Origin of the sequence: Serratia sp. 1D1416 (assembly GCF_003641105.1) — a bacterium.
GTDB classification, from domain to species: domain Bacteria; phylum Pseudomonadota; class Gammaproteobacteria; order Enterobacterales; family Enterobacteriaceae; genus Serratia; species Serratia ficaria.
Genome location: NZ_CP032738.1, coordinates 2,386,246 through 2,400,483, shown reverse-complemented (window position 1 = coordinate 2,400,483; position 14,238 = coordinate 2,386,246). Strand labels below are relative to the sequence as shown.

Genomic DNA, 14,238 nt, shown 5'->3' with positions numbered 1-14,238 from the left:
AACTCACTACTCTCCAGTGCGGGCCGTCAGCGCAGCGCCGAGTTCCTGATGCATATGGCGCAGCAGGGTCTCCGTGCTCTCCCAGTTGATGCAGGCGTCGGTAACGGAAACGCCGTAACGCATGTCCGCACGCGGCTGCTCGGAAGACTGGTTGCCTTCATGCAGGTGGCTTTCCAGCATGATGCCGGTGATCGAACGGTTGCCCGCTTTGATCTGCTCAACCACGGACTCGGCAACCGCCGGCTGACGGCGATAATCTTTATTCGAGTTGCCATGGCTGCAATCTATCATCAAGGACGGATGGAGTCCCGCATCCAGCATCTGTTTTTCGCAGGCCGCAACGTGTTCAGCGCTGTAGTTTGGCGTCTTGCCGCCGCGCAGGATCACGTGGCCGTCCGGGTTGCCCTGGGTCTGCAACAGGCACACCTGCCCCGCCTGGTTGATACCGACGAAACGGTGCGGCATGGCGGCGGCGCGCATGGCGTTGATGGCGGTGCCCAGACTGCCGTCGGTGCCGTTTTTGAAACCGACTGGCATCGACAGGCCCGAGGCCATCTCGCGGTGCGTCTGCGATTCAGTGGTGCGCGCGCCAATGGCCGACCAGCTGAACAGATCGCCGAGGTATTGCGGGCTGTTGGGATCCAGGGCTTCGGTCGCCAACGGCAGGCCCATGCCCACCAGGTCCAGCAGCAGGCGACGCGCGATGTGCAAACCGGCCTCAACGTCAAACGAACCATCCATGTAAGGATCGTTGATCAAGCCTTTCCAGCCGACAGTGGTTCTGGGTTTTTCAAAATAGACGCGCATAACGATATACAGCCGATCGCTCAATTCAGCCGCCAGGGTTTTCAAATGACGGGCGTAATCCAGCGCCGCATCCGGATCGTGGATGGAACAGGGCCCGCACACCACCAGCAGGCGGTGATCGCGCCCCTGCAGAATATCGGCGATGGTTTTGCGCGCGGAGGCGATTTCATTTTCATCGTCGGCGCTGAGCGGGAACTGGTTCTTCAGCTCTTCCGGCGTGATTAAAACCTGTTCGGCACTGATGTGTACGTTATTGAGCGCGTCTTTTTGCATGATGCTATTCCTGTCGTTTGCCGTTATGCGTTGAAATGGAACATTGAGCGTTTCAGGACTCTACCTTACCATGCGATGTAAAGTTTTCAATCCGATATGCGTAAATAAAAAATTACCCTCTTGATTGCGCAGGCTAAAACCTCGTTTCATGCAGAGGAGAAATTAAATCAATTTATTGATATTAAACAAAATAAACCCTTACCTCCGCCCAAGACACCCTCTCCTTGCCGTTTTGATCCTTGCGGGTAATCGCACTCAACTCCGTAAACTAAATTGTACAATAAATTTTACATCGCCGCCCTCCCCACAGAGAATGCCAGCCGGCCGCAATGTCCGGAATAACACTCAGGGCACTCAGCATGATATGCCGCGGGAAGCGATTAATTAAGTAGAAGAAAAGTGAATAAGTAAGGTGATGAAATTAAAAACTTAAGCTAATGGAGGCTATTTTTGTCCCAGAGGCGAATCGATATAATGTGACCGTCATCACCTATAACCACCCCTAACAACTGGATCCAAAATGCTCTCTTTACGCGCTCGTCGCGCTATTCCGCTGTATATTTGCTGCTTAACGACCATCACCAGTGTTTCAGCCTTTGCCGACAATACGCTTTTCACCGCGATGGACGATCCGGCCACCGCCAAGAAGCCGTTTGAAGGCAACGTTCAAGCGGGTTACAACGCCCAGTCCGGCAACTCGCAAAGCTCTACCTTGCTGGCCAACACCAACATGACCTGGTTCAACAGCGACGCGGCGTACAGCCTGTGGGGGGCGGCCAACAACACCACCTCCTCCAACGTGCGCTCATCCGAAAAATACCAGGCCGGCGGCCGTACCCGCTACAACCTGACCGACCGCAACTATCTGTTTGGCCAGGCCAGCTGGCTGAGCGATCGCTTCAACGGTTACGATTCACGCTCCACGCTGACCGGCGGTTACGGTCGCCAGATCCTCAACGGGCCGCTCAGCGATCTGCGGGTGGAATTGGGTCCCGGCGTGCGTCATGACGAATACCATGGCGGCGGCCGCGCCACCAAAGCGCTGGCCTACGGCGCGGCCAACTATTCCTATCAGCTGACCGACAACACCAAGTTTATCCAGGGCGTCTCCGCGCTGGCGAACGAAGAAACCACGCTGAACTCGGAAAGCGCCCTGAACGTGGCGATTAACGATAAATTCTCGCTGCGCGTGGCCTACACCGTGACCTACAACAGCAAACCGCCGGCCTCGGCGCCAAAGAACACCGATACCACCACCTCGGTAACGCTGGTCTACGACCTGTAGGCCCCCTTCCTCGCCTTTTCTGTAAGCCCATCATAGATGGGCTTTTTTTATGCCCCAGTCGACCAATTGTACAATTTGCTAAAAATATTCATCGCGCTATTGACGACTTTAGCAAATAGCTTAATACTGTATGTATATACAGTAATTATTGCACGGGATCGGAGCATGAAAAATTCAAATATCACAGGACCTGCAGCTCCGTACCTTATCGATGCCGCGCGCCAGGATCCGGCGCAGGGCAGAGAAGAGCGAGGATAAGCCATGGAGAAGATCACCTCATTTATCACCTATGCCATGGCGTTGTTTCTCGCCTGGCTGGGCAAGCTTTCACCCCAGGATATCGCCTTTCTGGTAGGCGCAGCGGTAGGTATCGGCACCTTCCTGGTGAACTGGTATTACCGGCGCAAAAGCCTGCAGGTATTGAAGGCCATCGAGCGCGACGCGGCATCACGGGGGAGGATCTACGATGAGTGCAATCGCTAAACGCTGCAGCATCGCCGCCGTGCTGGCGATAGCCATGCTGCTGCCGCAGGCCGCAGAGCTGAAAACCTCAGAGGCCGGCCTCAGGCTGATCGCCGATCTGGAAGGATGCCAGCTTTCGCCCTATCAGTGCAGCGCCGGCATATGGACTCAGGGCATAAGCCATACCGCCGGCGTGGTGCCGGGTGCCATCATCAATGAACATCGAGCCGCGGCGGACTTAGTGGCTGACGTTCGGCGCACCGAGCGCGGTATGGCCGCCTGCCTGCCGCCGGATCTCCCGCAGGAGACCTATGATGCGATTATCGCCTTTGCCTTCAACGTCGGCGTCAAAGCCGCCTGCGGCTCTACGCTGGTTTACTTTCTTCGGCAACATCAATGGCGGCAAGCCTGCGACCAGTTGCCACGCTGGGTTTATGTCAAGGGCAAGACCAACAAGGGACTGGAGCGACGACGTGCAACGGAACGCGCACTGTGCCTGAAAGGCATCGAGGCCACATGACGATGAACGCAGCGTTTCACTTCGGCCCATGCCAAGCCAACTTTCACTTACTTTGTTCAAGGGGGTTTTTATGATGCACTGTCCACTCTGCGGTAACGTGGCCCATACTCGCTCCAGCCGCTACCTGAGCGAATCGACCAAGGAACGCTATCATCAATGCCAGAACATTAACTGCAGCTGCACTTTCGCCACGCACGAGTCCGTCGCGCGGGTGATAGTCAAACCGGGGGACATCATTCCGGCGCAGCCGCACCCGGAGAAAAGCAAGCAGCGCGCCGCGGCGCTGTAAGCGAAAAGAGCCTGCGCCAGCGGGCTTTTTTATGCCCATCGCCAGATGGCCCTCTGGGTTTCAGTGCATAAAAAAAGGGGTTGGCGTAATGCCAACCCCTTCATAGCTATTAACTTTTGGATGCAGCGTTAGCCTACGCGGTTCAGGCGCTCTTTGATACGAGCAGCCTTACCAGTACGCTCACGCAGGTAGTACAGTTTGGCTTTACGAACGGCACCACGACGTTTAACAGTAATGCTGTCGATTACTGGGGAGTGAGTCTGGAATACGCGCTCAACACCTTCGCCGTTGGAAATCTTACGAACAGTGAATGCAGAGTGCAGACCGCGGTTACGGATAGCGATAACCACGCCCTCGAATGCCTGCAGACGTTTTTTGCTGCCTTCAACGACCCATACCTTAACTTCCAGGGAATCACCTGGACGGAATGCAGGTACGTCTTGCTTCATCTGCTCTTGTTCGAGTTGCTTAATAATGTTGCTCATAATATGTCTCTTACCCTAGGTAAACTGATTATATCGGTCTCGTCTGATGTCAGACGTTCCCTTCATAGTCCTGTTGCCTGGCCTGATGTTCCCGTTGGAACTCAGCCAGCAACACCGCTTGCTCGTCAGTCAGAGCTAGGCTTTCTAGAAGTTCAGGTCTTCTAAGCCAGGTACGGCCCAGCGACTGCTTTAAGCGCCAGCGACGTATCTCGGCATGGTTGCCCGACAGCAGAACCGGCGGAACCTCCATCCCTTCCAACACCTCGGGGCGGGTATAGTGCGGGCAGTCCAGCAATCCGTCGGCGAAAGAATCTTCTTCCGCTGAGGCCTGATGGCCCAGCACACCCGGTATGAATCGGGCGACTGAATCAATCAGGGTCATCGCCGGCAGTTCCCCGCCGCTGAGAACGTAATCGCCGATTGACCATTCTTCGTCAATTTCGGTTTGGATCACGCGCTCGTCTATCCCTTCGTAGCGACCGCACACCAGAATCATCTTCTGATGGGTCGCCAGTTCGCACACGCCGGTTTGATCCAGCTTGCGCCCCTGAGGTGACAGATAAATCACCTTTGCTCCCTCGCCTGCCGCTGCTTTCGCTGCATGAATGGCTTCCCGCAAGGGTTGCACCATCATCAGCATTCCCGGGCCGCCGCCGTATGGGCGATCGTCCACGGTACGATGCCGGTCGTAGGTGAAGTCACGCGGACTCCAACACTGCACGCTCAGCAGGCCATTTTTTACTGCCCGGCCCGTCACTCCGTAATCGGTGATTGCGCGGAACATCTCGGGAAACAGGCTTACAATACCAATGAACACAAGCCAATCCCCATACTGTTATTCCACTTGCTTCGACCGTCTGATCCGGAGATCAAAAACCAGGATCCCAATCTGCTTCGATAACTCGAGCAGCGAGATCGACTTTCTTGATAACCTGCCCATGAAGAAACGGAATCAACCGCTCCTTCATGCCGAACGCATCTTTCAGGTTCGCTTTCACAACCATCACATCGTTCGAACCGGTTTCCATCATATCGACGACTTTACCCAGTTCGTAGCCGGTGGTGGTGACTACCTGGCAGCCCATCAGGTCTTTCCAGTAGTAATCATCACCCTCCAGCGGAGGAAGTTGCTCAGAATCCACCATAATCTCGCGATTAGTCAGCAGATTCGCCGCGTCCCGATCGTCAATGCCTTTGACCTTGATGATCAGATCCTGACTGTGGCGCTTCCAGTCTTCCAACTCGACAAGCTGCCACTGACCCGCCTGCTGGATAAACCAGGGCTGATAGTCAAAAATGCTTTCGGCGTTCTCGGTGGATGAAAACACTCTGAGCCAACCACGAATGCCGTAAGTAGACCCCATTTTACCGAGTACGATCGGCTGCTTAGGTGCTACCGGTTTGAGTTGCTTGCTCATTGCCACCACCGCGACAGATTAAGCTGCTTTCTTGGCGTCTTTGATCAGCGCGTGAACGCGATCAGAAACGGTTGCACCCAGACCGACCCAATGTTCGATGCGGTCCAGGTCCAGACGCAGTGCTTCAGCCTGACCAGATGCGATCGGGTTGAAGAAGCCTACGCGCTCGATGAAACGACCATCACGAGCGTTGCGGCTGTCGGTCACTACTACTTGATAGAACGGACGCTTTTTAGCGCCGCCACGTGCCAAACGAATTGTTACCATAACATCCTCTTTAGTTAATAAAACAGCCGGGCCCCATTGAGGGACGGGGCCCGGTTGCAATATAAAAAGCCCGAAAATTTTACTCATTTTGGCGCAAAAAGCAATCTAAAGCGTAGATCGCGACGGACAACTTTTGCAGCCAGTCAAATTTCGGGCGGTTTTCACCGCGAACGGCAAATGCTGAACGCGCTCGCACTCAGGGTGCGTGCGCCTGTCAGCGGCCCGGGAAGCCCGGCGGCATCATACCCTTCATGCCGCGCATCATCTTCGCCATACCGCCTTTTTTCATCTTCTTCATCATGCGTTGCATTTCGTCAAACTGCTTCAGCAAGCGGTTGACGTCCTGCACCTGCATGCCGGAACCCATCGCGATGCGGCGCTTGCGCGACCCCTTGATGATTTCCGGCTTGGCGCGCTCTTTCAGCGTCATCGAGTTGATGATGGCCTCCATGCGCACCAGTACCTTATCGTCCATCTGCGACTTCACGTTGTCAGGCAGTTGGCCCGCGCCGGGCAGCTTGCTCAACATGCTGGCCATGCCGCCCATGTTGCGCATCTGCTTCAGCTGCTCGAGGAAGTCGGTCAGGTCGAAACCGTCGCCCTTCTTCAGCTTGTTGGCCAGTTTCTCCGCCTGCTCGCGGTCGACTTTGCTTTCGATATCTTCAATCAGCGACAGCACGTCGCCCATGCCCAGGATGCGCGATGCCACGCGGTCCGGGTGGAACGGCTCCAGCGCGTCGGTCTTCTCGCCCACGCCGAGGAACTTGATCGGCTTGCCGGTGATGTGGCGGATGGACAGCGCGGCGCCGCCGCGCGCGTCGCCGTCGACCTTGGTCAGCACCACGCCGGTCAGCGGCAGCGCTTCGTTAAAGGCTTTTGCGGTATTGGCGGCGTCCTGGCCGGTCATGGCGTCGACCACAAACAGGGTTTCCACCGGCTTGATCGCCGCGTGCACCTGCTTGATCTCGTCCATCATCGCTTCGTCAACGTGCAGGCGGCCGGCGGTATCGACGATCAGCACGTCGTAGAACTTCAGCCTGGCCTGCTGCAGCGCGCGGTTGACGATGTCGATCGGCTTTTCTTTGACGTCAGACGGGAAGAAATCGATGCCGACGCCTTCCGCCAGCGTCTCCAGCTGGCGGATCGCCGCCGGGCGGTAAACGTCCGCCGACACCACCAACACTTTTTTCTTCTGTTTTTCTTTCAGGAACTTGCCGAGCTTCGCCACGCTGGTGGTTTTACCGGCGCCCTGCAGGCCCGCCATCAGCACCACCGCCGGCGGCTGGGCCGCCAGGTTCAGCTCGGTGTTCACTTCGCCCATCGCGGCAATCAGCTCGCTCTTGACGATTTTGACGAATTCCTGCCCCGGCGTCAGGCTCTTGTTGACTTCATGGCCAACCGCGCTTTCTTTGACGCGGTTGATGAAGTCGCGAACCACCGGCAGCGCAACGTCCGCTTCCAGCAACGCCATGCGCACTTCACGCAGGGTTTCCTTGATATTCTCTTCGGTCAGCCGCCCACGGCCGCTGATATTGCGCAGGGTGCGCGACAATCGATCGGTTAAATTTTCAAACATCGTCTCATGCTCAACGTGTAATGACAGGCCGCACTGGCGACACAATTGCGGCGATTATAACACGAAGCGGCGCGGATCTCTGCCTCAGCGTTGGAGATCGGTTGGAGTGGGGCGCGCACAACGCTATACTGACCATCCAATTAACCACGCCGAAGCAAAATTAAACGCTATGCCAGTTTTCTCCATTGTCGCTTTGATGGCCTACCTGCTCAGCCTTGGACTGATCATTCCCAGCTTGTTGCGGAAGAACAGCGCATACCGTCGGCTTGCCCTCGTCTCGGCGGTGGTGGCGCTGATCTGCCACGCCATCGCGCTGCAGCAGCGCATCTTTGACGTCAGCGCCGGGCAGAACCTCAGCCTGCTGAATATCGGCTCGATCGTCAGCCTGATTATCTGCTCGGTAATGACCTTCGTCGCTTCCCGCGATCGCGGCTGGTTCCTGCTGCCGATCGTCTACAGCTTCGCGATGATCAACCTGGCGTTCGCCAGCTTCATGCCCGGTGAGTTCATCACCCACCTGGAGGCCAGCCCGGAGCTGATGGTGCATATCGGCCTGGCGCTGTTCTCCTACGCCACGCTGATTATCGCCGCGCTGTATGCGCTGCAGCTGGCCTGGCTGGATTACCTGTTGAAAAACAAAAGGCTCACCTTCAGCGCCGATATGCCGCCGCTGATGAGCATCGAGCGCAAAATGTTTCACATCACCCAGATCGGCGTGGTGCTGCTGACGCTCACCCTGTGCACCGGTCTGCTGTATATGGATAACCTGTTCAGCAAAGAGAACGTGCACAAAGCCGTGCTGTCGATCATGGCGTGGTTCGTGTATATCGTGTTGCTGTGGGGCCATTATCATGAAGGCTGGCGCGGTCGCCGCGTTGTCTGGTTCAGCTTGGTGGGTGCCTTCCTGCTGACGCTCGCCTACTTCGGCAGCCGTCTGATTCAGCAGGTGATGGTGCGCTAAGCCGCCTCAGGCTATCTTTTCCCTCATATAAGGAATACCGCGTTGGAGCACGTGTCGACAGGGACCCTGATCGTTATCCTGGTGGTGATGATTGTGGTTTCCGCATACTTCTCTGCCTCCGAAACCGGCATGATGACGCTCAACCGTTATCGGCTGCGCCACTTGTCCAAGCAGGGCAACCGCTCTGCCCGCCGGGTGGAAAAGCTGCTGCAGAAGCCGGACCGCCTGATCGGCCTGGTGCTGATCGGCAACAACCTGGTGAATATTCTCGCTTCCGCGCTGGCGACCATCGTCGGCATGCGGCTATATGGCGATCTCGGCGTGGCGATCGCCACCGGCGTGCTGACCTTCGCCGTGCTGCTGTTCGCCGAGGTGCTGCCTAAAACCTTCGCCGCGCTGTACCCCGAACGCATCGCCTTCCCGAGCAGTATGCTGCTGGCGCCGCTGCAAAAGGTGATGTTCCCGCTGGTCTGGCTGCTGAACGGCATCACCAGCCTGGTGCTGCGGCTGTTTGGCATCCGCACCAACGTGCGCATCAGCGACGCCGTCAGCAAGGATGAGCTGCGCACCATCGTGAAGGAATCGCAGTCGCAGATTTCACGCCGCAATCAGGACATGCTGATTTCGGTGCTGGATCTGGAGAAGGTGACGGTCGACGACATCATGGTGCCGCGCAACGAGATCGTCGGCATCGACGTCAACGACGACTGGAAATCGATCATGCGCCAGCTCACCCACTCGCCGCATGGCCGCATCGTGCTGTACCGCAGCTCGCTGGACGACGCCATCGGCATGCTGCGGGTGCGCGAGGCCTACCGCCTGATGACCGAGAAAAAAGAGTTCAACAAAGAGAACCTGCTGCGCGCCGCCGACGAAATCTATTTCGTGCCGGAAGGTACGCCGCTCAACGTGCAGCTGGTGAAGTTCCAGCGCAACAAGGAGAAGGTCGGCATCGTGGTCGACGAGTACGGCGATATTCAGGGGCTGGTGACGGTGGAAGACATCCTCGAAGAGATCGTCGGCGACTTCACCACCTCGATGTCACCGACGCTGGCGGAAGAGGTCAACCCGCAGAGCGACGGTTCGGTGTTGATCGACGGCACCGCCAACGTGCGCGAACTGAACAAGGCGTTCAACTGGACCCTGCCGGCCATCGAGGCGCGCACCATCAACGGCATGTTGCTGGAGGAGCTGGAGGAGATCCCGCAGGTCGGCACCCGGGTGCGCGTCGGCCATTACGAGGTGGAGATCCTCGACGTGCAGGACAATATGATCAAACAGGTGCGGGTGACGCCGATCAAGTCGCTGCAGTCCAGCGTAGAAAGCCACTGACCGGCAGCCGGAAAGAAAAAAGACGCGATGTTCGCGTCTTTTTTTATCGCTGCGTTACGGCGCCGGACTAGATGTGCAGTTCCTGCAGTTTTTCTTTCGGCAGCGCCAGCTCTTCGTTGTGGTTCACCACCACGTCGTGATCGAGGATGTGCTTGGCGATTTCCTGCGCCTCTTCCAGCGAGTGCATATGGTAAGTGCCGCACTGGAATTCATTCAGCTCAGGAATTTTGCGCTGGTCGGTCACCTTCAATACGTCGCCCATCGCCGCTTTCCAGGCATCGGCCACGCGCTGCTCTTCCGGCACGCCGATCAGGCTCATATAGAAGCCGGTGCGGCAGCCCATCGGGGAGATATCGATAATCTCAACGCCCTGACCATTCAGGTGGTCACGCATAAAGCCGGCAAACAGGTGTTCCAGCGTATGAATGCCGCGCTCAGGCATCACTTCCAGGTTCGGCCGGCAGAAGCGCAGATCGAACACGGTGATGGTATCGCCATGAGGAGTTTTCATGGTTTTCGCGACGCGGACAGCCGGGGCTGCCATGCGGGTATGGTCTACGGTAAAGCTATCCAGCAGTGGCATTTCGTTACCTCCTCGTAAAAGGGTATTTATTTCGAAACTTTTTTATCTAACCAGGAAACCTTTTCCAACCCAGCGAGTCTGAGTATGTGAAAGACGCGCATTTGTTATCATCATCCCTGTCATCAGAGATGCATATTTGGCCACATTGATGTGGCCTTTTCTTTATTCAGCTCCCGCCGTTTTGTTTCAGGAACTCTTCAAAGCTTAGCGTATCCGCCGCTTCTATGTTGCGCTGGCGCTGCCATGAGGCTTCCTGCTCCTTGGCCAACGCGGCTTCATCCAGAATTTCCAGCGGCTCTTCGATCAGCATCTTGCGATACTGCTCCGCCAACGCCAGGCCGACTCTGCCGGTGCCCTCTTCCTTCATTGCCCGCAGAATGCGCGCCGAGAAGGTCAGCTCCGGATCGTCAAACGCGGCGACCAGCTCATCGCAAACCTGCTGGTATTGACGGTTGCCCGCCTCGCCATCCAACACTTCCGCCACGCGGCGCAGGTCGTCAAACAGCGCCTTGCCCACTTTCTCCAGCGGCTCGCGGCTGTCGTCGCAGCCGATGCCGATGGTCTGGCCCGGTTTGCGTCCTTCCAGGATCACCCGATTCCAGTTTTTCCGCGTGCACAGCAGTTCATCGCTGTTCATCTCCGGCGCATCCGCCAACACGCACCACACCAGGAACAGGTCCAGGAAGCGCGCCTGCACCGCATCCACGCCGATTGGCGAGAATGGGTTGATGTCCAGCGAGCGAACTTCGATATACTCGATGCCGCCGCGCAGCAGCGCATCTGACGGCGTCTCGCCGCTTTCGGTCACGCGCTTCGGCCGGATCGGCGCATACAGCTCGTTTTCAATCTGCAGCACGTTGCTGTTCAGCTGCAGGTAACGATCGCCATCCTTCACGCCCAGCCTGGCGAACTCTTCGGAAGGCGTCACTATCGCCCGCTTCAGACCCGCCACATAGCTGTGCAGATCGTTGAAGGTGATGCCCAGGTTGCTCTGCGACTTGTTGGTATAGCCGAGATCGCTCAGGCGCAGCGAGGTGGCGTACGGCAGGTAACACATGCCCTGCTCGGTGCGTTCGAACGGCAAATCGGTCTCGCGCCCTTTCAGGAACGAAGAACAGATCGCCGGCGAAGCGCCGAACAGATAGGGGATCACCCAGCCAAAGCGGTAATAGTTGCGGATCAGGCGGAAATAGCCCGCGGAGATCTGTTCTTTGCCGCTCTCAGCGTCTTTCACGCCCGCCCACGCCTGCCAGAATTCCAGCGGCAGCGAGAAGTTGTAATGCACGCCGGAAATGGTCTGCATCAGCGCGCCATAGCGGTTCTTCAAGCCTTCGCGATACAGCGTTTTCATGCGGCCGATATTCGACGCGCCGAACTGTGCCAGCTCGATGTCCTGCTCGGCCTCGATAAAACACGGCATGCTGAGCGGCCACATGCGCTCATCACCCAAATTGCGCGCCACATAACGGTGGATATCGCGCAGGAACGTCAGCAGGTGATCGAGGTTGTCGTCAACCGGCGTAATGAACTCTAACAGCGCTTCGGCAAAGTCTGTGGTGATCCAATGGTGCGTTAATGCCGCCCCCAATTTTTCCGGATGTCCGGTTGTCGCCAGCGTGCCGTCTGGGGTCACTCGCAGCGTTTCGCGCTCGATGCCGCGACGGATGCCTTTTAATGCCTGGGGGTGGGCTTCCAACCAAGAAAGCGCCTGTGATACGTCCGGGATCAAATTGACCTCCCGCTTCTAAAAACAATAACTCGTAAGCATACTGAATCCGCACCCGAGAGAATATTGAGTTATATTCACTTGGTTAATGCCACCAGGCGATACCCTGTACCGTTATCATAGCCAAAACGATGTAACGCAGCGCCTTTCCGATACACAGAAACAGCGCGACAGAGCCCCATGGCATGCGCAACCAACCTGCCAACACGCACAACAAATCGCCCACTACCGGTACCCAGCTGAGCAACAGCGCAGCCGGGCCAAAGCGTTGCAGCCACCCGAGCGCCGTTTCCAGCCCCCGCTGCGGTTTCAACGCCGGTAACAGGCGCCCGATAATGACATTGGTCAATCCGCCGAGAGTGTTGCCCAACGTCGCGGCCAGCACCAACACTTCCGGTGAGACGCGGCTGTTGGCCAGCAAAGCGACCAAAACAACTTCTGAATTTCCCGGCAGCAGCGTCGCACTGAGGAAGCTGCTGCCGAATAACGACAGTACGGCTAGCGTACTACTCACAGCGTACGAACGTCTACCACGGCCATATTGGCGCTTTTCGCCGCCTGAATGCCGAAGTCGGCGTCTTCAAACACCACGCATTTTTCCGGCGGCACGCCGATCAATTCAGCGCAGCGCAGGAAGGTGTCAGGTTCAGGCTTATGGCGCTGAACGTCGTCGGCGCCGACGATCGCATCGAAACAGTGAAGCAGGCCCAGATGGCGCAGCAGCGTTTCCGCCATGCGGTGCTCGCTGCCGGTGCCGACCGCCATTGGGCGGCGGCCGTGATAGGCTTTGACCACCTCGATCAACGGCAATGGACGCACGCTGTCCAGCAGCATCGCCTCCACCGCGCGCGTTTTTTCTGCGGCCAGGTGATGGGGATCGAGATCGGCCTCATGGCTGGCGATAATCGCCTGAGCGATGCGCCAGGTTGGGGAGCCGCTCAGCGCCACCATCGCCGCCTCATCAAACGTCATACCGTAACGAGACAGCACCTCATGCCACGCTTTGCGGTGCGTGGGTTCGGTGTCCAGGATGGTGCCGTCCATGTCGAAAATAAGACCCTGATAGCGGTCGTACATCGTTACTCCATGATCGTGAGGAAAGAAAACTACTTTAGCGTAAAGCCGCAGGGTTGTCGCTGACTGCGTAATGGCGGAATGTGCTGCGCTTCGCGGGGGAAGAATAGGCGGTGGCGGGAACCGAAAAGCGAAAAACCCGCCGAAGCGGGTTTTTCTTAGATGGTGCATCCAGGAGGATGATTCGGCTGCGCCTCTCCCTGCGGGCCGTTGCTGACGCAACGTTGTCTCGCTACGCTCGGCTCGAACCTCCTACCGCTCTCCTCGCGGTCGGAAAAGCGAAAAACCCGCCGAAGCGGGTTTTTCTTAGATGGTGCATCCAGGAGGATTCGAACCTCCGACCGCTCGGTTCGTAGCCGAGTACTCTATCCAGCTGAGCTATGGATGCAGTCTATTTGTTACAGCGAACAGTTTCATTCCATGAAACATCACTTGAAAGAATGGTGCATCCAGGAGGATTACTCAGCGTAACCGCTTCGCCCTTCGGGCCGTTGCCGAAGCAACGTTGTCCTCCTTTGAGCTATCTTTCAGCTCGCATTTATCTGTAAGCCGAAACTTGCTGATAAACGCGTTTTAAGAATGGTGCATCCAGGAGGATTCGAACCTCCGACCGCTCGGTTCGTAGCCGAGTACTCTATCCAGCTGAGCTATGGATGCACAGGAATTCTTTTTTGATACCGTATGGTACGTTGTTGCTACCCCACCATACTGCAAAATATGGTGCATCCAGGAGGATTCGAACCTCCGACCGCTCGGTTCGTAGCCGAGTACTCTATCCAGCTGAGCTATGGATGCAAATGGCGGTGAGGCGGGGATTCGAACCCCGGATGCAGCTTTTGACCGCATACTCCCTTAGCAGGGGAGCGCCTTCAGCCTCTCGGCCACCTCACCATACGCTTCTTTCGAATTGTGCCTAACTCGCTTTAGATAAGCTCATCGGCACTGCGTGGCGCACATATTACTTTCTCCGACTTGTAAGTCAAACAATTTTTCCCAACTCATGCGTGTTTGCACAATTCACACCCAACATGAGCGATTTCACGGCAAAAAGGGTGTTTTATCAACAGGCAACCGCAGGGGTACCGCAAGCAAAGCGCAAAACAAAGGGGAAAAAATAATGGGAAGAAAAGCGGGAAAGCGGCGGGATGGGCGCAAAAAAGCGCAGTAGCGTCTCGCCAAG

Annotated in this window: 16 protein-coding genes, 4 tRNA genes and 1 other RNA gene; 6 read left to right on the top strand and 15 right to left on the bottom strand. The window is 56.8% G+C overall.

Annotation, left to right across the window (positions count from 1 at the left end):
• Positions 1-6: 6 nt before the first annotated feature.
• The gene (locus D7I37_RS11315) at positions 7-1,080 is read right to left on the bottom strand and encodes a 3-deoxy-7-phosphoheptulonate synthase (protein ID WP_061795064.1); all 1,074 of its coding nucleotides are present in this window, start codon (positions 1,078-1,080) and stop codon (positions 7-9) included.
• Between the two features lie 520 nt (positions 1,081-1,600).
• Between D7I37_RS11315 and D7I37_RS11310 the strand changes: the two genes are divergently transcribed.
• The 4 genes from D7I37_RS11310 to D7I37_RS11295 all read left to right on the top strand — a co-directional run bounded on the left by D7I37_RS11310 (position 1,601) and on the right by D7I37_RS11295 (position 3,636).
• Positions 1,601-2,365 (top strand): YdiY family protein, encoded by a 765-nt coding sequence (locus D7I37_RS11310; protein WP_165283093.1) that lies wholly within the window; start codon positions 1,601-1,603, stop codon positions 2,363-2,365.
• Between the two features lie 261 nt (positions 2,366-2,626).
• On the top strand, positions 2,627-2,848 hold the full coding sequence (locus D7I37_RS11305; RefSeq protein ID WP_061795062.1) for an HP1 family phage holin: 222 nt from the start codon (positions 2,627-2,629) through the stop codon (positions 2,846-2,848).
• Entirely contained in the window at positions 2,832-3,347 is a 516-nt protein-coding gene (locus D7I37_RS11300; protein WP_129543687.1) for a lysozyme, read from the top strand. The genes D7I37_RS11305 and D7I37_RS11300 overlap by 17 nt, the downstream gene beginning before the upstream one ends.
• A 70-nt stretch (positions 3,348-3,417) precedes the next feature.
• A complete protein-coding gene (locus D7I37_RS11295; protein ID WP_061795060.1) occupies positions 3,418-3,636 on the top strand; it encodes a DNA-binding transcriptional regulator in 219 nt (72 codons plus the stop codon).
• Positions 3,637-3,764: 128 nt separating this feature from the next.
• On the opposite strand, the gene rplS is transcribed toward D7I37_RS11295, so the two are convergent.
• From rplS to ffh, 5 genes are all read right to left on the bottom strand, one after another.
• Positions 3,765-4,121, bottom strand: a complete 357-nt coding sequence (rplS, locus tag D7I37_RS11290; protein ID WP_061795059.1) for a 50S ribosomal protein L19 — start codon at positions 4,119-4,121, stop codon at positions 3,765-3,767.
• A 49-nt stretch (positions 4,122-4,170) separates the two neighbouring features.
• Positions 4,171-4,938 (bottom strand): tRNA (guanosine(37)-N1)-methyltransferase TrmD, encoded by a 768-nt coding sequence (gene trmD / locus D7I37_RS11285; RefSeq protein ID WP_061795058.1) that lies wholly within the window; start codon positions 4,936-4,938, stop codon positions 4,171-4,173.
• 52 nt (positions 4,939-4,990) lie between these two features.
• Positions 4,991-5,539, bottom strand: coding sequence for a ribosome maturation factor RimM (rimM, locus tag D7I37_RS11280; protein WP_061795057.1), 549 nt, complete (start codon positions 5,537-5,539; stop codon positions 4,991-4,993).
• Positions 5,540-5,557: 18 nt separating this feature from the next.
• Complete coding sequence (gene rpsP / locus D7I37_RS11275; protein WP_004932501.1) at positions 5,558-5,806, bottom strand: 30S ribosomal protein S16; 249 nt, start codon at positions 5,804-5,806, stop codon at positions 5,558-5,560.
• 214 nt (positions 5,807-6,020) lie between these two features.
• Positions 6,021-7,382: a signal recognition particle protein gene (gene ffh / locus D7I37_RS11270; RefSeq protein WP_061795055.1), complete on the bottom strand. Its 1,362-nt coding sequence runs from the start codon at positions 7,380-7,382 to the stop codon at positions 6,021-6,023.
• Positions 7,383-7,551: 169 nt separating this feature from the next.
• On the opposite strand from ffh, the gene D7I37_RS11265 reads away from it, so the two are divergent.
• Positions 7,552-8,343, top strand: a complete 792-nt coding sequence (locus tag D7I37_RS11265; protein ID WP_061795054.1) for an inner membrane protein YpjD — start codon at positions 7,552-7,554, stop codon at positions 8,341-8,343.
• 42 nt (positions 8,344-8,385) lie between these two features.
• Positions 8,386-9,675: an HlyC/CorC family transporter gene (locus D7I37_RS11260; protein ID WP_061795053.1), complete on the top strand. Its 1,290-nt coding sequence runs from the start codon at positions 8,386-8,388 to the stop codon at positions 9,673-9,675.
• 67 nt (positions 9,676-9,742) lie between these two features.
• On the opposite strand, the gene luxS is transcribed toward D7I37_RS11260, so the two are convergent.
• The 9 genes from luxS to D7I37_RS11215 form a co-directional block, all read right to left on the bottom strand.
• The gene (gene luxS / locus D7I37_RS11255) at positions 9,743-10,258 is read right to left on the bottom strand and encodes an S-ribosylhomocysteine lyase (RefSeq protein WP_037424812.1); all 516 of its coding nucleotides are present in this window, start codon (positions 10,256-10,258) and stop codon (positions 9,743-9,745) included.
• Positions 10,259-10,424: 166 nt separating this feature from the next.
• Entirely contained in the window at positions 10,425-11,987 is a 1,563-nt protein-coding gene (gene gshA / locus D7I37_RS11250; protein WP_061795052.1) for a glutamate--cysteine ligase, read from the bottom strand.
• 82 nt (positions 11,988-12,069) lie between these two features.
• Entirely contained in the window at positions 12,070-12,498 is a 429-nt protein-coding gene (locus tag D7I37_RS11245) for a YqaA family protein (protein ID WP_061795051.1), read from the bottom strand.
• Positions 12,495-13,061, bottom strand: coding sequence for a fructose-1-phosphate/6-phosphogluconate phosphatase (yqaB, locus tag D7I37_RS11240; protein WP_061795050.1), 567 nt, complete (start codon positions 13,059-13,061; stop codon positions 12,495-12,497). Before yqaB ends, D7I37_RS11245 begins: the two co-directional genes overlap by 4 nt.
• 160 nt (positions 13,062-13,221) lie before the next feature.
• Positions 13,222-13,341, bottom strand: a non-coding RNA gene (locus tag D7I37_RS11235) — RtT sRNA.
• Positions 13,342-13,369: 28 nt separating this feature from the next.
• Positions 13,370-13,446, bottom strand: a tRNA-Arg gene (locus D7I37_RS11230).
• Between the two features lie 192 nt (positions 13,447-13,638).
• Positions 13,639-13,715: transfer RNA gene (locus tag D7I37_RS11225), tRNA-Arg, on the bottom strand.
• Positions 13,716-13,776: 61 nt separating this feature from the next.
• Positions 13,777-13,853 (bottom strand) — tRNA-Arg (locus D7I37_RS11220).
• A 3-nt stretch (positions 13,854-13,856) separates the two neighbouring features.
• Positions 13,857-13,949: transfer RNA gene (locus D7I37_RS11215), tRNA-Ser, on the bottom strand.
• Between the last annotated feature and the right edge of the window lie 289 nt (positions 13,950-14,238).